20 protein-coding genes and 2 pseudogenes are annotated in these 18,785 nt (G+C 70.0%); 11 read left to right on the forward strand and 11 right to left on the reverse strand.

What is annotated here, in order from left to right; all coding sequences use genetic code 11:
• The first annotated feature begins 8 nt into the window (after window positions 1–8).
• Window positions 9–527, forward strand: coding sequence for a MepB family protein (locus ACGFYQ_RS34615; RefSeq protein ID WP_393750175.1), 519 nt, complete (start codon window positions 9–11; stop codon window positions 525–527).
• Between the two features lie 20 nt (window positions 528–547).
• Here the strand turns inward: ACGFYQ_RS34615 and ACGFYQ_RS34620 are convergent, their stop codons facing one another.
• From ACGFYQ_RS34620 to ACGFYQ_RS34650, 7 genes are all read right to left on the reverse strand, one after another.
• Window positions 548–2,029 (reverse strand): UDP-N-acetylmuramoyl-L-alanyl-D-glutamate--2,6-diaminopimelate ligase, encoded by a 1,482-nt coding sequence (locus ACGFYQ_RS34620; RefSeq protein ID WP_393750176.1) that lies wholly within the window; start codon window positions 2,027–2,029, stop codon window positions 548–550.
• A gap of 213 nt (window positions 2,030–2,242) precedes the next feature.
• Window positions 2,243–2,371, reverse strand: coding sequence for a hypothetical protein (locus ACGFYQ_RS34625; protein ID WP_393750177.1), 129 nt, complete (start codon window positions 2,369–2,371; stop codon window positions 2,243–2,245).
• A gap of 99 nt (window positions 2,372–2,470) precedes the next feature.
• A complete protein-coding gene (locus ACGFYQ_RS34630) occupies window positions 2,471–3,646 on the reverse strand; it encodes a hypothetical protein (protein ID WP_393750178.1) in 1,176 nt (391 codons plus the stop codon).
• 133 nt (window positions 3,647–3,779) lie between these two features.
• Window positions 3,780–4,040 carry a hypothetical protein gene (locus tag ACGFYQ_RS34635; RefSeq protein WP_393750179.1) on the reverse strand — a complete coding sequence of 87 codons (261 nt, stop codon included), beginning with the start codon at window positions 4,038–4,040 and terminating at the stop codon, window positions 3,780–3,782.
• Between the two features lie 167 nt (window positions 4,041–4,207).
• Window positions 4,208–4,876, reverse strand: coding sequence for an alpha/beta fold hydrolase (locus ACGFYQ_RS34640; RefSeq protein ID WP_393750180.1), 669 nt, complete (start codon window positions 4,874–4,876; stop codon window positions 4,208–4,210).
• Window positions 4,873–6,852, reverse strand: coding sequence for a helix-turn-helix domain-containing protein (locus ACGFYQ_RS34645; RefSeq protein ID WP_393750181.1), 1,980 nt, complete (start codon window positions 6,850–6,852; stop codon window positions 4,873–4,875). Before ACGFYQ_RS34645 ends, ACGFYQ_RS34640 begins: the two co-directional genes overlap by 4 nt.
• A 39-nt stretch (window positions 6,853–6,891) precedes the next feature.
• Window positions 6,892–8,286 carry an MFS transporter gene (locus ACGFYQ_RS34650; RefSeq protein ID WP_393750182.1) on the reverse strand — a complete coding sequence of 465 codons (1,395 nt, stop codon included), beginning with the start codon at window positions 8,284–8,286 and terminating at the stop codon, window positions 6,892–6,894.
• A 1,063-nt stretch (window positions 8,287–9,349) separates the two neighbouring features.
• Here ACGFYQ_RS34650 and ACGFYQ_RS34655 point away from each other — a divergent pair.
• The 4 genes and pseudogenes from ACGFYQ_RS34655 to ACGFYQ_RS34670 all read left to right on the forward strand — a co-directional run.
• Window positions 9,350–9,907 carry an AAA family ATPase gene (locus ACGFYQ_RS34655; protein WP_393750183.1) on the forward strand — a complete coding sequence of 186 codons (558 nt, stop codon included), beginning with the start codon at window positions 9,350–9,352 and terminating at the stop codon, window positions 9,905–9,907.
• A gap of 321 nt (window positions 9,908–10,228) precedes the next feature.
• Window positions 10,229–10,360 (forward strand): hypothetical protein, encoded by a 132-nt coding sequence (locus ACGFYQ_RS34660; RefSeq protein ID WP_267824546.1) that lies wholly within the window; start codon window positions 10,229–10,231, stop codon window positions 10,358–10,360.
• 74 nt (window positions 10,361–10,434) lie between these two features.
• Window positions 10,435–11,070 (forward strand): VOC family protein, encoded by a 636-nt coding sequence (locus tag ACGFYQ_RS34665; protein WP_393750184.1) that lies wholly within the window; start codon window positions 10,435–10,437, stop codon window positions 11,068–11,070.
• Between the two features lie 87 nt (window positions 11,071–11,157).
• A pseudogene (locus ACGFYQ_RS34670) lies at window positions 11,158–11,763 on the forward strand (IS5 family transposase); the annotation flags it as partial.
• A gap of 758 nt (window positions 11,764–12,521) precedes the next feature.
• Here the strand turns inward: ACGFYQ_RS34670 and ACGFYQ_RS34675 are convergent.
• Window positions 12,522–13,148: a TetR/AcrR family transcriptional regulator gene (locus ACGFYQ_RS34675; RefSeq protein WP_257552307.1), complete on the reverse strand. Its 627-nt coding sequence runs from the start codon at window positions 13,146–13,148 to the stop codon at window positions 12,522–12,524.
• 40 nt (window positions 13,149–13,188) lie between these two features.
• Between ACGFYQ_RS34675 and ACGFYQ_RS34680 the strand changes: the two genes are divergently transcribed.
• The 3 genes from ACGFYQ_RS34680 (at window position 13,189) to ACGFYQ_RS34690 (ending at window position 15,137) form a co-directional block, all read left to right on the forward strand.
• Window positions 13,189–13,920: a 2-oxoglutarate/malate transporter gene (locus tag ACGFYQ_RS34680; protein ID WP_393750185.1), complete on the forward strand. Its 732-nt coding sequence runs from the start codon at window positions 13,189–13,191 to the stop codon at window positions 13,918–13,920.
• Window positions 13,921–13,996: 76 nt separating this feature from the next.
• A complete protein-coding gene (locus ACGFYQ_RS34685) occupies window positions 13,997–14,662 on the forward strand; it encodes a DUF4267 domain-containing protein (RefSeq protein WP_393750186.1) in 666 nt (221 codons plus the stop codon).
• A 265-nt stretch (window positions 14,663–14,927) separates the two neighbouring features.
• Complete coding sequence (locus tag ACGFYQ_RS34690) at window positions 14,928–15,137, forward strand: beta-ketoacyl synthase N-terminal-like domain-containing protein (protein WP_393750187.1); 210 nt, start codon at window positions 14,928–14,930, stop codon at window positions 15,135–15,137.
• Window positions 15,138–15,168: 31 nt separating this feature from the next.
• Here the strand turns inward: ACGFYQ_RS34690 and ACGFYQ_RS34695 are convergent.
• The 3 genes and pseudogenes from ACGFYQ_RS34695 to ACGFYQ_RS34705 form a co-directional block, all read right to left on the reverse strand.
• Window positions 15,169–15,894 (reverse strand): annotated as a pseudogene (locus tag ACGFYQ_RS34695) (DUF317 domain-containing protein); the annotation flags it as partial.
• A 257-nt stretch (window positions 15,895–16,151) separates the two neighbouring features.
• On the reverse strand, window positions 16,152–16,439 hold the full coding sequence (locus ACGFYQ_RS34700; protein WP_393750188.1) for a hypothetical protein: 288 nt from the start codon (window positions 16,437–16,439) through the stop codon (window positions 16,152–16,154).
• Between the two features lie 5 nt (window positions 16,440–16,444).
• The gene (locus ACGFYQ_RS34705) at window positions 16,445–16,951 is read right to left on the reverse strand and encodes a DUF2269 family protein (protein WP_393750189.1); all 507 of its coding nucleotides are present in this window, start codon (window positions 16,949–16,951) and stop codon (window positions 16,445–16,447) included.
• Between the two features lie 88 nt (window positions 16,952–17,039).
• On the opposite strand from ACGFYQ_RS34705, the gene ACGFYQ_RS34710 reads away from it, so the two are divergent.
• The 3 genes from ACGFYQ_RS34710 (at window position 17,040) to ACGFYQ_RS34720 (ending at window position 18,769) form a co-directional block, all read left to right on the forward strand.
• Window positions 17,040–17,381: a PadR family transcriptional regulator gene (locus ACGFYQ_RS34710; RefSeq protein WP_393750190.1), complete on the forward strand. Its 342-nt coding sequence runs from the start codon at window positions 17,040–17,042 to the stop codon at window positions 17,379–17,381.
• The gene (locus tag ACGFYQ_RS34715) at window positions 17,378–18,058 is read left to right on the forward strand and encodes a hypothetical protein (protein WP_393750191.1); all 681 of its coding nucleotides are present in this window, start codon (window positions 17,378–17,380) and stop codon (window positions 18,056–18,058) included. Before ACGFYQ_RS34710 ends, ACGFYQ_RS34715 begins: the two co-directional genes overlap by 4 nt.
• A 516-nt stretch (window positions 18,059–18,574) precedes the next feature.
• Window positions 18,575–18,769, forward strand: a complete 195-nt coding sequence (locus ACGFYQ_RS34720) for a hypothetical protein (protein WP_393750192.1) — start codon at window positions 18,575–18,577, stop codon at window positions 18,767–18,769.
• The last annotated feature ends 16 nt before the right edge of the window (window positions 18,770–18,785 follow it).

The following is an 18,785-nucleotide window of genomic DNA, read 5'->3' on the forward strand; positions in this document are numbered from 1 at the left end:
GTGACGGGATGACGACGATGAACGCTCCGGCCCACAGCGATTTCCTTGCGGCGAAGGCGCTCGTCTACGACCCCTGCGGGTTCAGCTGCTCGCCGCCGGTCCCCGAACCCGAGTCCGCCGCGTACGCCGCCTGCGAGTTCACCCTTGACGGCCGCTCCGTCCGGTTCCGCGCGGCCAGGACGACGCCCACCAAGGTCGGCCAGTTCGTCACCGTGTGGAAGAGGTCTCCGGGCGGTCCGATCCAGCCCTTCGACGCGGCGGATCCCATCGACCTCTTCGTCATCGGCACGCACGACCAGGATCATTCCGGCCAGTTCGTCTTCCCGCCGGAGGTGCTGCGCCGACGAGGCGTCGTCTCCACGGACGGCATCGGCGGGAAGCGGGCCTTCCGCGTCTACCCGCCCTGGGTGACCACCGCCAACCGCCAGGCCGGCGCCGCCCAGGCATGGCAGCTGGACCACTTCCTGAGTCTCGACGGGCCCGTGGAGACGGCCCGCGCCCGGGAGCTGTACCGGGCCCGTCACTGACCTCCGCGACCGGACGGCGGCTACGCCTGCGCGAGTTCGCGCACGGTCGCCATGTCGCTGAAGGGAATCAGCTCTTCGCCGACGATCTGGTGCGGCTCGCTCCCCTTGCCTGCGATCAGCACCGTGTCGTCGGGGCCCGCGACGGACAGCGCGAAGGCGATCGCCTGCCGGCGGTCGGGGAAGCGTTCGAAGGGCGTACCGGTCTCCACGAGGCCGGGGGTGATCTGGTCGAGGATCGCCTCGGGGTCCTCGTTGCGGGGATTGTCCGAGGTGAGGACGCACAGGTCGGACCTGGTCCCGGCGATGCTTCCCATTTCGGCGCGCTTGGTGGTGTCCCGGTCCCCGCCGCAGCCGAAGACGGTGATGACCCGGCCGCAGGCGAAGCCCCGGATCGTGGTCAGCACCTTGTTCAGGGAGTCCGGTGAGTGCGCGTAATCGACGATCACCGAGGTGCCGAGGGGGGTCCGGAAGCGCTCGAACCGGCCGGGGACGGGCGGCATCCGGTCCAGGGCGGCGACGAGGGGGCCCAGCTCGTGGCCCAGGCGGTGGCAGGCCGCCAGGGTGCCCAGCGCGTTGGCCACCGAGAACCGGCCCGGGACGGGGATCGAGGCCGGATACGCGCGCCCGCCGTGGTGCAGGGTGAACCGCGTGCCGGAGGCACTCACGACGAGGTCGGTGGCCCGGTAGTCCGCCGGGGCGTCCAGGGCGTACGTGGTCACCGCGCCCGGCATCATCGCGGGGATCCGGGCGCCCACCGGGTCGTCCACGTTCACCACCGCGTGCCGGCACAGGCCCTGGAACAGGCGCAGCTTGGCATCCCGGTAGTTCGCCATCGTGCCGTGGTCGTCCAGATGGTCCTGCGTCAGGTTGGTGAAGACTCCGACGTCGATGAAGGTCCGGTCCACGCGGTGGTTCAGCAGCGCCATCGACGTGGCCTCGAGCACCACGCTGCCGGTCCCGCGGTCGCGCATGTATCCCAAGAGGTATTGGAGGTCCGGCGATTCGGGCGTCGTCAGCACGGATCGCGGCATCGGGATGAGCTCGTCGCCGATCCGGCTGCCCGCCGTCCCGATCACCCCCACCTTGGCCCCCTCCGAGATCCGCAGGACGGACTCGACCATGTACGACACCGACGTCTTGCCGTTGGTACCGGTGATCGCCACCATGTCCATCTGCCGGCCCGGTTCGCCGAAGTAGCGGGAGGCCACGACCCCGGCGGCCGTCCGGGCGCTCGGCACCCGCACGGCGCACGCGTCGGCGGGCCACGTCGGCACGGGGCTGTCCGGTTCGCCGCCGTCGACGAGCACCGCGGCGGCGCCCCGTGCGAGGGCGGCGGGGACCGAGCCGGGACCACCCTCCTCGTGACCCGGCACGGCGATGAACACCGACCCCGGCATCACCCGTTCCACGTCGAAGGTGACTCCCGCGGTGATCGGTGTCTTCTCCGGGTCACCCCGGAGAACGTGGTGCTCCTGCCCGGCCAGCAACTCGCTCAGCTTCACAATGATCCCTTCGAGGCGGCTCGGCCCCGATCGTGCGGGCCGCGGCCGGGCGGCGGTCTCCGACGGCACGCCGGGGACCGCGGTGGTACATGAGCCGGAGCCGGAACCGGACGTGGCGGCTCGTCGCGGCGGGAAAAGGCCCTGCCGGACGTACGAGATACGAGAAGAGCGGCGGACCGGCAGCGGAGACCGGTACGGACCCGCGGGAAATCGCTAGCCGTGGCCGTGCAGAGCGATACGGCGCGTCTCGGGCGCCTCGACCTCGGCCGGGGCCGAGGTCGAGGGGCGCAGCGCGGAGGCGGCCCGCGGCGGGCACTGCCTCGACCTACGTGTGCGACCCATGGGCCGAGTGTACGGCTGGCAAGGCGGTCCGAAATCCACCCGGCGGTCGCGAGCCTCGGTGACGGCTGGACGGTCGGGGACCGGTCCCGGCCTGTGGTATCAGTGCTCGTAGTTCGTGAGGACGCAGCCCTCGACCTGGGACTTCTCCAGTCGGTAGCCCGCCGGGGCGCTGAAGCCGGGCTCACAGTTCAAGGAGAGGAACTGCAACTGGTAGAGGCCGTGCCGGATCTCCCGGCTGTTGGTCTCCACCGCGATGTTCTCGCCGACGAGGAGCCTGCTGGCGGTGGCCTTGAGCCGGCCGTCGTCCTTCAGATCGGCCTGCTGGGCGGCCTTCGCCTTGAGCTGGAGGGTCTTCATGTCACGGACGACATCCAGCCAGTTCAGGTTGTGGGCCCGCCGCTCCCCCGCCGCCTCGCCGCACACGGCGCGTTCCTTGACGCCCCATCCGAGCTGGTCCCCGACAACGACCGGCAGGTAGTCGATCGACTGGACGGCGACGGCATCGGGAGCGGTGGACATGTTCGTGCAGTCGACGGTGTGCGGGTGGACCAGCTTCTTCAGCTCGTCGAGGCTGCCGGCCCGGGGCAGGCCGAGGCTGCCCTGCGCCGGCTGGCCCGGCTTCTCGGACTCCCGGCCCGCGGCGGCCGGGTCGTCCTGCGGGGTTTCGAAGTTCGGGCTGCCGCTGCCGTCCGTGCTCCCGACGAAGTCGCTGAGCACGCAGCCGTCGACCAGTGCCTTCTCCTTTTTGTACCCCTTGGGCACGCCGAAGGTCGGGTTGCAGGTGAGGATGCGCAGGTCGGACCGGGCGAGGGCGAGGGCCGTCTTGGTCTCGGTCGGGGTGACGGCGTAGTTCTTGCCGACGAACACCCGGCTGTTCAGGCCGTACGTCGCCTTGCCGGCCGCGATCTGGTCCATGACCCGCTGCTTGTAGCCGGCCTGGAACTCCTTCATGTCCGAGGCCATGTAGAAGATGATCTCGCCGTGCTCGACGCGGTCGCTGCACACTCCCCGCTCGGTCACGGACCATTTCCCGACCGTCGTGAGGTCGGTCAGTGGCAGCCGGCTGTCGTCCGGCTGCGTGCCCATGTTCTCGCACGACGCGTACCGCTGGACGTACTTCTGCGCTTCGGCCAGCGATGCCGGCGGCGCTTCCGGGGCGCCGGCGATGCCTGTCGGTACGACATCCGCCGCGCCGGGCTCGGCGTCCTCGCACGCGGCGAGTGCGGGGAGGGAAGCGAGGAGGGCGGTCACGGCGAGTATCCGCTTGATGCGCATGTGCTGCTTTCGTGGCGATGGGCACGCAGAGGGCGTCTGGCGTGCACATGCTAGGCCGCGGCACCGAAGTCGATCAAAGCCGGCGGACCGGGCGACGGTCTCATGTCCCCTGGCGGTGAACGGCGTTCTCCGCTCAGCGGCGGAGCGCCGCCTCCGCTCCCGCGATGACGGTGCCGACCGAGCAGGTGAGCATGACGGCTCGCAACCTGCCGGCGTTACCGCAGGTGAGGGCGGACTGGAGCCGGTCCAGCAGCCCTTCCTGACCGGGCTCCGGCACGGCGTCCGGAGCGTCGGCGCCGAGCGGGCAGCGGGCGCAGTGGGCTCGGTCACCGTCGGTGTCGTCGAGCCAGTAGGCGCCGTCGAGCACCGCGTACGTCTCGTGGATGGCTTCCATGCCCCTGCAACTGCCGCGGGTACGCGTCGGGCACGACCCGGCCGACGGTCGCAACCGAATCGGTATCAGCCCACTGCCCGAGCGCCCCTGCTCGCCGGGAATCCGGTAGGTGTCGGCCGCGCCGTCGGCCACCGCCACGCGGCGGCCGCGAGTCGGCCCGGGCATGGTCAGGCGGCAGCGGTCAGGACCTTCAGGAGCTCGTCGGGGGCGTCCCGCATCACGTTGTGGCCGGAGGCCACGGCATGGGTGCGCCACGCCGGGTCGCCCTGCAGCCGTTCGTACAGCTGGGTGAAGGGGGACGGTCCGTCCCATCCGGTGGCGTAGACGTAGTCCCTGCTGCGGTAGCGGTCCAGACCTCCCTCCAGGCGGACCGACTGGAGAAGGGAGGCCAGGGGGTGCGGGGTGGCGCGGGGGTCGAAGAAGGGCAGCGGCGCGCTGGTGTAGCCCGTGGCGCCCACCCCGTCGAGGTACCAGGCGCGCTCGTGGTCGGTGACCAGGGACCAGCACGAGTCGCCGTCCTCGGGGACCACGGCGTCGATGTAGACCAGGCCGGACACCCGCTCGGGCACGCGGTCGGCGGCGCCGGTGATGACCATGCCGCCGTAGCTGTGTCCGACCAGCACGGCGTCGGTGATCTGCTGGTCCGTCAGGAGATTGACCACGTCGTCGATGTGGGTGTCGAGGTTGACCGAGGCGGTGAGCAGGTGCCTGCGGTCCCCCACTCCGGTGAGGGTCAGGGGGTAGGCCTGGTGGCCCTGGTCGCGCAGCTGCCGTGCCAGGGGTTCGAAGGTCCACGCGCCGTGCCAGGCGCCGGGTATGAGTACGAAGGTGGTCATCGTGATCCTCCGGTGTGTGTCCAGCCGTGACGGTGAGGACGGTCTTGCCGGAAGGCTATGCCCTGTCCGGTGCGGGCCGCCGACACCTGGTCGATGCGCAGGGCCAGTTGGAGTTCCAGTGCCCGCTCCGGGAGCTGCCAGTCCCGTCCGAGCAGGCGGCCGATGCGGTCCAGGCGCTGCACCACCGTGTTGACGTGTACGTGGAGTTCCGCGCTGGTCCTGGCCTGGCTCATGCCGAGCGCGAAGTAGGTCCGCAGGGTGCGGGTGAGGTCGGTGCCGCGCTTCGCGTCGTATTCGAGCAGCGGGCCCAGGGTCTGGTGTACGTAGCCGCCCAGGTCCGTCTGGTCGCCGAGCAGTATGCCGACGAAGCCCAGGTCGGCCAGGGCGGCTCCGGTCCCCCGGTTGCCGAGGGCGTGCAGGGCGGCCAGGCAGCGCCGCGCTTCCGCGTACGCGTCGGCGAAGTCGGGCGGACCGCTCACCGGGCGGCCCGCCGCCCCGACGGTGACCGGTACGGCCACGGCCTGGCCCAGCTCCGCGGCGAGCGAGGCCGCGCTCGTACTGGGGTCCTCCGAGGGGCAGATGAGGACCACGTCGTCGTGGTGCTGCCCGGCCAGCCCCTTGCGCGCCTGCGCGGTACGGGCGGCCGCGGCCAGCAGCCGCGGGCGGGGGACGGCGTCCGCGTGGAGGACGAACACCGCGTGCGGCTGGCCGAGGCTGACGCCGAGCCGGCGGGCGCGGGCCGACAGACCGGCGGGGTCGGCCGCTCGGTTGAGGAGGTCGCCCAGCAGTTCGCCGCGCACGCGGTCCTCCGTCTCGGCGACCGACCGGCGCAGGAGCAGGAGCAGGGCGGTGACGACGCTGGCCCGTTCGAAGAGCCGGCGGTCCTCGTCGGTGAGGTCTGGGCGGCCGGTGAGGGCGATGCTGCCGAGGATTTCGTGTCCGGCGAGGACCGCGCACACCCAGGTGCCCTGCACGGGAACGGCGCGGCCACCGGCCCGGGACGTGGCCACGGCCTGGGGTGGCGGGGGCTGCGGGTCCGCGCCCGCCCGGGCGAGTTCGGTTCCGTCCGCGTCGTGGATGAGCATGCCGCCCTGCAGGACGGCGCCGATGGCGGTGGCCACGTCGGTGATGCCCGCTCCGCGCAGGACCAGGTCGGTCAGCCGGTCGTGGGCGTCCTCGGCCCGCCTCATGGCCTGGTTGTGGGCTTCGATCGTCTGGGAGGCCGCGTTCAGGTCGACGAGTGCGGTACGCGTCTCCTCCAGGAGCCGGGCGCTGTCGATGGCGATGGCGGCGTGGTCGGCGAGGGAGGCGAGCAGGGCGACCTCGTCCGGTGTGAAGGTACGGGCGGTGCGGTCGGCCGCGTAGAGGACGCCGATCACCCGGGTGCCCAGGCGCAGCGGGACGCCGAGGATGGCCCGTAGTCCCTCTTCGGCGACGGCGCTGTCGATGGCTGCGGTGTGCTTGAAGCGCGGGTCGTCGCGGTAGTCCCCGGTGGTGTACGGGCGGGCCGTCTCGGCGACCAGCCCGCCCAGGCCCTCCCCCATGCCCAGTCGTACCTGCTGGAAGGCGGCGGAGACCGAGCCGTCGGTCACCCGCATGTAGGTGTCGCCGGCCTCGTCGTCGTTGAGGGACAGGTAGGTGACGTCCGTGCCGAGCAGGAGCTTGGCCCGGTGGACGATGGCCCGCAGGACGGCGTCCGGGTCGCGCAGCGCCGCGAGGTCGCCGGCGGTGTCGAAGAGGGCCGCCAGTTCGGCTTCCCGCCGGCGGTGCTGGCTGAGGGTGCGGCGGATGGCGAGCGCCACCCGGGTGGCCTCGGTGATCGCCTGCGTCCGCGACGCGGAGAGGCCCGCCTGCCGGGCCGCTTCGGCCGGCTGCGCGAAGTCCTCGGCCGGTGCGCCCCGCGCCAGCAGGTCCAGCAGCTGGCGCAGGGCGGTCCATGCCTCGCCGTCGCCGGGGCTCTTCGCGGTGGTCGGCATGTCGGGCTTCTCCGTGCTGCTGGACGCGGGGCGGTACGGCTAGATCCTGTCGGCGGGCACCGAATCGGCGCCGGCCTGGCGGTGGCCGGGAACCCCAACGGGGGTCGGGCTGTACGACCGGGCCAGGCTACGCCCGCGGGTCTCCTTTGCCGCGAGGACGGTCGCGCTCGTGATCACCGCCGCCGCGGCGAGGTAGACCGAGATCGGCAGGGAGGAGTCGTAGTCGTCGAGCAGGGCCACCGCGATGATCGGGGCGAGGGCGCCACCGATGATCGAGGCGAGCTGGGAGCCCATCGAGGCACCGGAGTAGCGGACCTCGGTGTCGAACATCTCGGAGATGAAGGCCGCCTGCGGTCCGTACATCGCGCCGTGGAAGAGCAGCCCGATGGTGACGGCGGCGGCGATGACCGGGAAGGACCTGGAGTCGAGCATCGCGAAGAACGCGAACGCCCAGCCGGTCATGCCGATGGACCCGATGAGTGTCACCGGCCGGCGGCCGATCCGGTCGGACAGGGCTCCCCATGCCGGGATGGTGACGAAGTGGACGGCGGAGCCGATCAGCACGGCGTTCAGGCCGTCGCTCTTGGACAGTCCCAGGTGGGTGGTGACGTAGACGAGCAGGAAGGCCGTGAGGATGTAGTAGGAGATGTTCTCGCCGAGGCGGGTGCCGACCGCGGTGAGGACTCCTCGCCAGTTCGTACGGAACACCTCCACCACGGGCGGCTTCTCCCTGGCGCCGGCGGCGGCCTGTTCGGCGGCTTTGGCCTGGGCTTCGAGGAAGAGCGGGGATTCGGAGACCGACACCCGGATCCACAGGCCGATCACCACCAGCACACCGGAGAGCAGGAACGGGATCCGCCAGCCCCAGGCGAGGAAGGCCTCGTCGGACTGGACGGCGGCCAGCAGGGCGAGGACGCCGGTGGCGAGGAGGTTGCCGCCGGGGGCGCCGGCCTGGGGCCAGGAGGCCCAGAAGCCGCGGTTCTTGTCGTCGCCGTGCTCGGAGACCAGCAGGACCGCGCCGCCCCACTCGCCGCCGAGGGCGAATCCCTGGACCAGGCGCAGCAGGGTGAGCAGGACCGGTGCGCCGACGCCGATGCTCGCGTGGGTCGGGAGCAGGCCCATGGCGAAGGTGGCGCCGCCCATCATGAGGAGGCTGAGTACCAGGAGCTTCTTCCGGCCGATCTTGTCCCCGTAGTGGCCGAAGACCAGGCCGCCGAGCGGGCGGGCCGCGAAGCCGATCGCGTACGTGAGGAAGGCGAGGAGCGTGCCGACCAGCGGCTCGCTGCTGGGGAAGAACAGCTTGTTGAAGACGAGCGCGGCGGCGGAGCCGTAGAGGAAGAAGTCGTACCACTCGATGGTGGTGCCGATGAGGCTGGCGCTGATGATTCGCGCGATGCCCGACCGGGCCGGCGCAGCCGTTGCGGGGGAGACCATGTGCACCACTTCCAGGTGGTCGCGGGGGACGTTCCGTGTCGGCACAACGTAGAAGTCCGCTGGTCAGCGGCATATGTGGTCGACCATCACAATCAGGCAACCACTCATGTGCCGGGCGACCACACCGCGGGAGCGAAGCCGCCCGGCGTCCTTGACGGAGGGCCGACAGGCCCTGCCGGAATTGCAGAGTTGCGCCTGATTTGGATGTGTGGTGCTGGTTCGGTGCTGACCCGAAATCCCACGTCAGCACCCCTCATCACCGATCCCGTGCTGGTTCGGTGCTGACTACGGAGCGTTGAGTGCGGCCCGATTGTGGGCGAGGGGCGCAAAACGGGTGGGCAGAGAAGCCGAGAACCACTCTTGCCTCACAGGCCTGCTTCCTGAACAAGCCTCAGCCCTGACCCGTGTCCGGCTCGAGCGAGACGGTCGCCTGGGCACCTTGGACATGGCGACCTTGCCCGGACGAGGGGCCGGCCACGCTCGGCGCGGACGAGACTGCCTGCGACGGGGCCGCCTTGCCGGGCCGACGCGACCGGACCTCCTATTCCATCCGCCGGGGAAGTCCTTGACCTCCAGGCCGCGCTCACCGCGTGGCTCCGACTGCAGCCCCGGGGCTCAGTTGGCTGATCCCCAACGACCGCCGGTCCGTCCGCCTGCTCGGCCTGCAAGGTGTGTCGCGTCCGCACCCTGGCCGAACTCGCCCGCGTGCTGCGCCCTGACGGCCGGATCATCATCTCCACCAGCCACCCCACCGCCGACTGGCTCGCCGACGGCGGCAGCTTCGACGCCCGGCGAGCAGAGGAAAACTGGTCCAATGGCATGACTCACCGCTACTGGCGCCAGCTCCTCCAGGCATGGGTGCGAGTTCTCCGCAGCCGGACTCGCTATCGACCGCCTCGTCGAACACCGACCCGCCGCCTCAATGCCCCACCAGCACCCGGCCGATTACGAGAACCTGAGCCGACAGCCCGGGTTCATCGCCTGCCAGCTCATCAAGACCCCGGCCCGGTCCCTCGCCTGACCAGGCGCCGACGTACCGGCTCACCCCTCGGGAGCTCAGCAAATGCCAACACGGCCGACCCTCGTGGTGGTCAGCGGTCCACCCGCCAGCGGAAAGACCACCCTCGCGCACAGCCTCGCCCACGAACTCGGCTGCCCCGCGATCATCCGTGACGAGATCAAGCAGGGGATGGTCCTAAGTACCGCGGCGGCCTACCAGCCCGGCACGGACGACCCCCTCAACATCCCTGCCATGCACGCCTTCTTCGGCACCCTCAGCGTGCTCCTCGAGGCCGGCGTCACCGTCGTCGCCGAGGCCGCCTACCAGGACCGGCTCTGGCGCCCCGGCCTCGTACCCCTAACAAAGATCGCCGACCTCCGAATCATCCGGTGCACCACGCCAACACCAACCATCATCGAGCGCATGACCGAACGCGCTGACTCGGACAGGCATCGCGCCGCCCACGGCGACCGCCAGCTCCTCACCGACATCGCCGTCGGTGCCTACAGCCCCGAAGGGTTCGTCGACATCTCCCTCGACGCGCCTACCCTGCTCGTGAACACGTCCGACGGCTACGAGCCAGCGATCTCACAGCTCATGGAGTTCATTCGAACTCCATGAGCTCGCGGGCTTCCAAGCTCTCCAGCGCAGGAGGTCCAGACGATCAGGGGCGACCGGCTCGCGTCAGTCGCCCCTTGAGTCCGCCAGCGAACCGCCGCGACCTGCACTGACGGCATCCCAGCCGCTGAGAGGGAGACTCGTGGCGCCGCCGGTACGCGGGGCGTAGACCTGTGGCGAACTGGAGGTAGTTCGAGGCGGTGTCGAGGCTCGCTACGCCAAGGCCGACGTCCGCTCCGAGTACGTCACGGGCATGACCATCGTCCTCGAGCCTGTCTCTTGGAAGTGCGGTGCGCATGGTGCTGCATGCCGGATCGAAATCCTGTGGCAGCAGCGCTCGCCCCGCAGCGCCTGATCGAGCGGGTCGTGGGCCTCGACGAGGCGGCAGCGCTGCTGCCTGGCTTCGACCGGGCCTCTCCCGCCGGGATGACGATGATCGATCCGCTCCACGGCTGAATCCACGGCGGACGCGGCCGGGGCGGCGGGCGTGGCGTCGGGATTTGTACGGGTTGTCGGGTGATGATGGCGCAGTGCGACTTGATCACGTGTCCTATGCGGTGGCCCGCGACAGCTTCGTCTCGACCGTTCAGTGGATCGGATCGGCCCTCGGCGCCGGGTTCGTCGACGGGGGCGTGCACCCGCGATTCGGCACCCGCAATTTCATTCTCCCGCTGAGCGGCGGCACCTACGTCGAGGTCGTCACCACACTCGACCACCCCGCCGCCGACCGCGCACCCTTCGGCCAGGCGGTCGCGCGCCGCGCCGCCGAGGGCGGCGGCTGGCTCGGTTGGGTGGTCTCCGTCAACGACATCGCCCCGGTCGAGGCCCGCCTCGGCCGCACCTCGGCCGAGGGCCACCGTGTCCGCCCCGACGGGTTCGACCTGAGGTGGAAGCAGATCGGCCTGCTGGAACTGCTGGAGGACCCGCAACTGCCCTACTTCCTTCAGTGGTTGGTCCCCATCGAGGAGCGCCCGAGCGCCGGCCCGCGCACCTCCACCACCATCCACGGGGTCTCCATCGCCGGCGACGCCGCCTCCATCGCCGAATTCCTCGGCGAACCGGCCGACCACCCCCTCGACCAGATCGACGTCACCTGGGTCGAGGATGAGGAACCGGGCCTGGTCTCGGTCGAGTTCGCCACCGCCCACGGCCCGGTCACGATCTGACCAGGGCCCGACTGCCCCGCGGGAGCAGCCGGCTGGGGTCTCCTGGCTAGCGCGTGTCTCTTTGATGGGTTGGTCAGTTGATCGGATGTGTCTGCCCGATTAGTGATCACTGATGCGATGTGGTGCCGGATCGAGCCGCTGATGCCGGCCGATCCGGTCCGTGAACATCCTGACCGCCGTGCTGGCGGCCGCGGACGCCGGTGACGACATCGGCTGGACCGTCTCGGTCGACTCCACCGTCGTCCGCGCCCACCAGCATTCCGCCGGAGCACGCAAAATGGGGCCGAAGGCCGCAGCTAGCCCGCCGACCACGCCCTCGGACGCTCACGCGGCGGCCTGAGCACCAAGGTCCACCTGGCCGCCGACGACCGTGCACGGCCCCTGGCCCTGACCGTCACCGCGGGCCACGCCGGCGACGCACCCGCCTTCGAAGCGGTCATGGCCCGCATCCGCGTGCCACGAAGCGGGCCCGGCAGGCCCCGAACCCGGCCGTTGGCCGTGCTCGCGGACCGGGCCTACTCCTCCCGTGCCATCCGGTCCCACCTGCGACGACGCGGGATCCGCGCGGTCATCCCGCAGCCGTCCGACCAGATCGGCCACCGCCTGCGGCGAGGACGCCGAGGCGGCCGCCCGCCCGGCTTCGACGCCGAGATCTACAAGCAGCGGAACAGCGTCGAACGCTGCATCAACCGCGAACACGGAGGGGTGAACACCGTCGGCCGACCGGTCGAGACCCCCAACGGCGTGCGCACGGAACCCGTCCGCTACCTGGAGATCGACGGTGCGCCGGAAGGCCGGGTCGGCGTCGTTGCCGACTTGGACCCGGAATGCCAGCACACCCGTCACCTCGACCATCCCAACGGCGCCCAGGACCTCGTCGAGGCGGTGCTGTGCGTACCTGACGGACAACTCCCCCTGGTTCATGAGCGGTACGAGCGGTATATGAGCCGGCCGATCTCCGCAGAGGGGCCGGTTACCCTCGTGACCGAGGCCGACCTCCCGGATCTGCTGCCGGGTGAGCTCGCGCCCGCGCTCCCGGCGTTTGTCGCCTGCACAGTTGCCGTCCCTGACATCGCTCGGGTGCGTGCGCTGCTTGCAGAGAACGGGCTGCCCGTACGCGAGACGGCCCGAGGGGAGATTTTCGTTCCGGCCAGCAGCCCTGGGCGCAGCTCTGATCTTCCGGGAGATCTGAGAGGGGGCATGGGGGCATTGGGTTCCCGAAGGTACGCCTCGTGGTCAGGGGACGTCAGAGCTGCATGGTTCCGCCTCGCCTCGGCCTGGTGCGGCTGAGGAATCAGCATGAGCAGGTCTGTCCACCCCCTGAGCAGGGGGTGGGGAGTTTCAAGGTTCTGGCCGTTCTTCCGTGACGGCTACGCCAGAGACGGCCCTGCATCCAGGCCAGGCATTCGGGGGCGCCAGGCGGGGTGAAGACGGAGGTGTTCGGCGTATGTCTAACTCAGAAGCTCGCGGACCAGCGCCTGGCCCCACCACTCCTCGATACGACCGGGTAGCCAGCCACGTTCGGTGGTGAGTGTGGTGTAGACGTCGATGTTGCAGATGGCTGCGTAGATGTCGACGGCAGACCCCAGGTCCAGGTCGCGTCGAAGGGTGCCGTCCGGCCAGGACGAGAAGACCTGAACCCGGGTTTCGTCGCCCCGTTCGCGGCCGTCACGGTAAGCCGTGGCGAGCTTGGGTTCGCTGCGGCCCGCTTCGCGGATCAGCATGATGACGTCGCCCGCGCGCTCGAACAGCCGCCGGTCGTAGGCGGCCATCGCCGCTAGCTGACGCCCAGGGTCCGCCGCTGCGGCCTCCAACTCCGCGAGCATCTGCGGCGCGTCGGCGGACAGGTCGGCCGAATCGGCCACGGCCCGGGTCAGCCCGGTCTTGTTTCCGTACGTCGCGTAGACCGTGGGCACGGAGACTCCCGCCTCGCGCGCCACGTCGCGCACGGTCGTGCCCGCCCAGCCCTGGGTGTCGAAGAGCCGGCGTGCAGCGCGGGCGATCTCGGCCCGGGTCTCCAGCGCCTGCGTCGTCCGACGCAGTGAGTCATAGCGACGTCGGTCCTGCTCCGCACTCATGCCTTGCCCTCTCCAGGTTTACGCTGCTTATAATCAATATATGACACGTCAATCCAAGTTGGCCAACATCGGCTTCTCCTGGATCGGTGGCATGGCCGCCTTAGGCTTCGCCGCCATGATCACCCTCAGCAACGTGATGATGGTGCCCGCCGGGCTGCCCCTCACCGGCGCAGAGATCGGAAAGGTCACCGAGTTCTTCGCTGAGGAAGGCACCGCTGTCGGCATCGGCTCCGCACTCGCCCCCGCCGCCTGGATCCTGGCCACCTTGTTCGGCGCCAGTGCGCTCGTCGCGCTGCGGAGGTCCGAGCGCGACCGCGGCGAAGCGTGGTCGCTGCTCGGACTCGCCGGACTGGCCCTGCAGAACGTCACCTTCGCCGGGGTCATCGCGACCCGCCTCGCCCTGACCTCGACAGCCCCGCACGACCCCTCCGCGACCACGGCACTCTGGGCCTTGCACGATGCGGTGTTCACCCTCAACGGAACCTTTCTGGCGCTCGCCCTCCTCGGCCTGTCCGTCGGCGGCCTGCGCACCGGCGTGATCCGGCCGTGGCACGGCACCTTGGGGCTGCTCGCCGCCGCACTGCAGTTCAGTTCCGCCACCCTCGCCCACTGGGTGATCGGCAACGGCGGGGCCTTGGGCCTCCTCGGCCTCGCCGGCTGGCTGTTGTGGGTCGTCTGGATCGTCGCGTACGGCATCACCCTGATCCGGCACAGTCCGGGCACCCCGGTCCGGAGGTCCCCCAGTGGCCAAACCAGTGCGGCCCCTGCCTGACCGCACGAGCGAGCAGTTGCCGGACAACGCAGGAAGGCACGGACCCACAGGCCCCGCTCTCCCTCTCGGAGGATCCATGAAGAGGCGTCACATCACCACTGCCCTTGCCGCACTGACCGGCGTCGCAGTTCTGTTCCTCGGGCTCAATTTCCTGCTCAACCCTGACGGTGCACCCGCCGGATTCGGCATCACCCCCTGGCCACAGGGGAACGCCGACGGCTACTTCGTCGTGAAGGGCGTACGCGATATCGCCGTGGCATCCACCGTGTTCCTGCTGCTCACGCTCGGGCAGCGGCGAATCCTCGGCTGGGTGGTCCTCATCGACGCCATCATTCCGCTCGGTGACGCGCTTGCGGTCGTCACCCATGGCGGCACGTTCACCACAGCGCTGAGTGTTCACGTATCGGCGGCCGCCATCGTCGTACTCACCGCCATCATGCTTGTTGTGGCCCATCCACTCGGCGACGTCGGTGATGGGGATGTTGTGCCTGAGGCAGTTCGAGGCGAAGAAGTGACGGAGGCTGTAGATGACCATCCTTTCGGGTATGTCGAGTTCGCCGCGTCTCTTGAGCCGCTGCCACTGGCTGGAGGAGATACGGCTGGAAGGGACGGCCGGAGTCCTGGGGATGGCGCAGTAGGTAGCCGTCGGTGGTGCCGTGCTTTTCGGCGTACCACTCGATGGCGCTCTTCGTCCGTTGGGGAAGCGGGACGTCGCGGTACTCGCCGAGCTTGCGGTGCTTGAGGCGGTCGTACGTCTTGGTCGACTGGTTGACCTGCTCGGTGACGCGGTAGACGCCGTCGGCAACGATGCTGTTGACGTTGACCGCGGCGGCCTCGCCATTGCGTAGGCCGCAGCCGCTCATGAGATCCACCACGAGTCGGAAGGTGTCGTCCCCGGCCCTGCGCAGGGCCTGGAGCTGGGCAGGGGAGGGGATGACGGCACGCTTGGGGTCGTACTGGGGTGGCTTGACGCCCAGGAGGGGATTGTCGTCGAAGAGCCCCAGACGATGTGCGTCGAGGAGTGTCGACTTCAGTTTGTCGTAGGCATTCGACTGGGCGATGATGTGGCGTCGTTCGACGCGGGGTACTTCGGGATCTCTCCGAAGGAGGCCTCGCGGATCGATCCCCAGCAGCGACTGCTGCTTGAGTGCGCGGTCGAGGTACGGCGTGGAGCTGGGGCTGCCGAAGGGGCTGGCCGTGCGCGAGTTCGAAGGTGATGTCCTGGATGAGCGACGCGGGGGCATGTGTCGAGAGATGAATGGCCCAGGTGGGTCTGTCGGCACTGTCACCGCCCCAGAGGGTCCAGGCGGGCAGGACGCTCCCCTGCTTCACGAATCTGTCGAAGCGGAGGCCTGCCCCGCTGGCGGTGGGCGCCGTCCAGTCGACCAGCCGGGTTCCGACCGTCAGGGGCCAGCCGACGTCTTCCAGAGGCCTGGCGGCCTCGGCTAGGTCTTCGTCCTTGACAGGGGCGGTGGTACCCGGCCCCCAGGCGTGTTCGGAGGTGAGGCTGTAGAGGAGTGCGCGTAGGACATAGACGGGGGTGGTGGGGGTGGCGGTGGCGTACCAGAGGCGTTCCCCCACGGGCGACTCGTAGGCGGCGACCGTCCAGGTGTTGTCTCCGTGAACGGCTTCGTGGAGGAACTCGACGCGCAGGGTGAGGGATTCGTGGCTGGCGATGGTGGTCTCGTCGTGGGGCCGGTACTTCGCCCATTCCCCGTTGGCGGCGAGGAAGTCCTTCAACAGGGCTTCGTGGTCGCCAGGACCGGCGCCATGCACGGGCACCATCTTCGACAGCACCTCGGCGGGTGTCGCTGCCTGGGTCGTCGCGGGCACCGGCGTTTCGGCGTGGGGCGAGGCGAGGGCCTCGGCGGCGGCACGCTCGATGCGGGTCAGGGGGGCCGGTCCTGGACGTACGGCCACGGTGTACTGGTGGTGGAAGTCGGCTACAGCCTCGGACTCGGAGTTGTAGTCCATCGTTTCCTGGCGAACGTAGTCCTCGCCGTGGAGGTGGACGCTCTTGCCGTCCTGGTAGGTGCCGACCGCGACGGTCGTCCAGCCGTCGTGGGCGTGGAGGTGTTCCTCGCGGTTCGCATGTCTCACGAGACGTGGACTTCCGGTCGTGGGGTGGGGTGTGGTTCACCCGTTTCGGGGCACCGAGGGAAGTCGTCAGCCTGCGTCTGAGCAGCCCGCCGGGAGAGGGGTTTCCCGCGCTGTCTGTGATCGTTTCCCAGTCATCTGTCGGCGCCGGGCAGTCTGTCGGGTGAGGAGGCGGGTGGCTGCTGCCCCAGCAGGCGCAGCGCGAGGAGCCCTCCGATGCCGGGAATGAAGGCACACCCCTTGGTTCCCGGCCGCGCGAGGGCGGGAGTGAGGAAGACGGCGACGATAGTGGCCAGATAGGCCGTGCCGTGGAGCGGACCGCCCAGCGACGTGATCACCCCGGTGTGCACGGTGAACAGGTTGAGCAGCAAGAGCGTGAGGGATCCGGCTTCAACTGCGGCCGCGATGCGTAGGGTTCGCATGCTGATCAGGCTCCCGTCGTGGAGCCGGGGCGGACGATCATCAGGACGACGACGGCTGCCCACAGCAAGTTGAACATCCCCGTGGTCATGGAGAGGCGCGCCGCCGCCGACCGCAGCTCCGGCATGGCGTGCGTGGCCACGCCGGTGCCTGTCCCTCCTGCGCCGGATGCGTCCGCGGGTTGGGCGAGCAGTCGGGCCTGCCCGGGCAGGACCACCGTGAGCAGCAGGGCCGCGGCGGCAGCCGTGAGCGCGATCGACGTCAGCAGCCAGGCGTCGGTCAGGACGCCCATCCGGGCGCCGGTGGCGACGCCGAGGACCGGGACGGCGGTGCCGACGACCGTGTACCCGCGGCAGATCTTGTGCAGGAACGCGGTGATCTGGCCGTTGGCCTCCTGTGCGTCGCTGCTGGCCGGCAGCCTGGCGTAGCGGGGGAACATCGAAGCTGCGATGGTGATCGGCCCGATCGCCAGGATCGCGGCCAGGACGTGCAGCGAGAGCAGCAGCTTGGTCACAGGGGTCCTTTCATGGATTGGCTGCCAATAGATTGGCTATCGATCTATAAGTAGCACAGGGAGAGTCACTTAGGTAGGCTGCCTGACTATGAAGACGGATGCGGTACGCGGCCACCTGGACGGACTGCTGCTGTCCGTACTGGAATCCGGCCCCCTGCACGGCTACGCGATCATCACTGCGGTCGAGGAGCGCAGCGGGGGCGTACTAGAGCTGCGCAAGGGCACCATTTACCCCGCCCTCAACCGGCTCGAGCGGATCGGACTGCTGAGCAGCGCATGGGAGTCGGTGGGCGAACGACGTCGGCGCTGCTACGAACTCACCGACGCCGGACGGCGCAGCCTGGCCGCCGAGCGGACCCACTGGCGGGAGTTCATCGCAGCGATCGGCTCGGTGCTGGAACCCGCGCCGGCCCCCGGACACGCCACGTGAAGGCGCCCGAGACCCGTGCCGGCGACCCCATCGAAGCCCACCTCGCGGACCTGACGGCCACCCTGCACGGCCCGGCCCGACTCAAGACCCAGATGGTGGACGAACTGCGCGAAGGCCTCCTGGACACCGCGCGGGAACTGTCGCCCGATGCCGAACCCGACCGGGACGCCGCCCGCCAAGCCATCCGCCAGTTCGGCACCGTGGCCGAGCTCGCGCCCAGCTTCCAGCATGAACTGACCATCACCCAGGCCCGTCACACCGCGCGCACCGTCATGTTGATCATCCCGTGCGTGCTGGTGTGCTGGTACCTGGTCGAGCTCGCCACCCGCGCGGCGGACCGCCGGCTGCCGGACCCGCTCCAGGTGGCCGCAGCCCACCTCGGCGGCCTCGCAGCGCTCACCGCGTTGCTCGCGGCCGTGTGCCTCTCCGTCACCGGCACACTGGCCCGCCGACTGCCCCTCCCGCAACGACTGCCGCTCGTGGTCGCCTGGACGGGAACCACCGCGGCAGTCGCCCTCGGGCTGAGCGCGCTGACCCTCATCACTGCCGCGGTACTGGCCACCAACTGGCCACTGACCGCGGCCGCCTGTCTGATCACCATCGCCCTCCACGCGCGCATCGCCGCCTCTGCACGCGCGTGCCGCCACTGCGCCCGCCTGCCTGTCACCGCCCCCTGACGAACGGGAGGCCGCGGAGCCCGCGACCTGAGCGACGTATGTGTCGACCGAGCCGACCGCGTCCTCGGGGATGTAGAGGGTGCGGGCCTTGCCGTATTTAGCGCAGGCTTGAACCGTGAACTGGGCCGCCTGGCCAGGGGGATTGACCCCGATGCCGAGCTCAGGCAGCAGCACCGTTGCCCACTCCTGCCAGCGGGCCCCCGAGCCCAGGGCCACGTCGGAGCCCGCGCGGTTGCGGCGTGGTGCCCAGCCGCGAAAGGTCCGGTCGACCTGGGAGTCCGGCCGTTGCCCGCCCAGGCCGACGTCGCGGAAGTAGCGGTACTGATCCAGCAGCCCAGACTCCTTGCCCCAGGCCGACGAGCCGATGGGCCGTTCCTGCAACAGGGTCCGGACCCTCTTGAACGCCACCAGATCCGACTCGGTGGCCGCCAGAACATCGCGGCCGCGGCCCTCCTGGTGCCCAGCGAATCGGGCCACAAGTTCGGCACAAGCCGCAACGCGAAGATCCAATTCAATGTGTCCGAGGTTCAGACGTGGATCGGGCAGCAGAAGTTGCCCAGTGCCGCGTTCCGCGAGCAGCACTCGGACGTCGAGGTCGACGAACACCTGGTCCCCGACGAAGCCATCCCGGCCCTGACCAGGGCCTCCGACCGGGCCGACCTGCTCGTCCTGGGCTCCCGCGGACGTGGCGGCTTCCACGGCCCCGCGTGACGAACCCCACCGGGAC

This window comes from Streptomyces sp. NPDC048258, assembly GCF_043201995.1.
Classification (GTDB): Bacteria; Actinomycetota; Actinomycetes; order Streptomycetales; family Streptomycetaceae; genus Streptomyces.

Coding starts and splice junctions, on each gene's coding strand:
- ACGFYQ_RS34675 (WP_257552307.1), bottom strand. CDS start 13,148: ATGAGTGCGGAGCAGGACCGACGTCGCTATGACTCACTGCGTCGGACG.
- ACGFYQ_RS34680 (WP_393750185.1), top strand. CDS start 13,189: ATGACACGTCAATCCAAGTTGGCCAACATCGGCTTCTCCTGGATCGGT.
- ACGFYQ_RS34615 (WP_393750175.1), top strand. CDS start 9: ATGACGACGATGAACGCTCCGGCCCACAGCGATTTCCTTGCGGCGAAG.
- ACGFYQ_RS34630 (WP_393750178.1), bottom strand. CDS start 3,646: ATGCGCATCAAGCGGATACTCGCCGTGACCGCCCTCCTCGCTTCCCTC.
- ACGFYQ_RS34635 (WP_393750179.1), bottom strand. CDS start 4,040: ATGGAAGCCATCCACGAGACGTACGCGGTGCTCGACGGCGCCTACTGG.
- ACGFYQ_RS34655 (WP_393750183.1), top strand. CDS start 9,350: ATGCCAACACGGCCGACCCTCGTGGTGGTCAGCGGTCCACCCGCCAGC.
- ACGFYQ_RS34700 (WP_393750188.1), bottom strand. CDS start 16,439: ATGCGAACCCTACGCATCGCGGCCGCAGTTGAAGCCGGATCCCTCACG.
- ACGFYQ_RS34685 (WP_393750186.1), top strand. CDS start 13,997: ATGAAGAGGCGTCACATCACCACTGCCCTTGCCGCACTGACCGGCGTC.
- ACGFYQ_RS34650 (WP_393750182.1), bottom strand. CDS start 8,286: ATGGTCTCCCCCGCAACGGCTGCGCCGGCCCGGTCGGGCATCGCGCGA.
- ACGFYQ_RS34710 (WP_393750190.1), top strand. CDS start 17,040: ATGAAGACGGATGCGGTACGCGGCCACCTGGACGGACTGCTGCTGTCC.
- ACGFYQ_RS34625 (WP_393750177.1), bottom strand. CDS start 2,371: ATGGGTCGCACACGTAGGTCGAGGCAGTGCCCGCCGCGGGCCGCCTCC.
- ACGFYQ_RS34640 (WP_393750180.1), bottom strand. CDS start 4,876: ATGACCACCTTCGTACTCATACCCGGCGCCTGGCACGGCGCGTGGACC.
- ACGFYQ_RS34645 (WP_393750181.1), bottom strand. CDS start 6,852: ATGCCGACCACCGCGAAGAGCCCCGGCGACGGCGAGGCATGGACCGCC.
- ACGFYQ_RS34690 (WP_393750187.1), top strand. CDS start 14,928: ATGTGCGTCGAGGAGTGTCGACTTCAGTTTGTCGTAGGCATTCGACTG.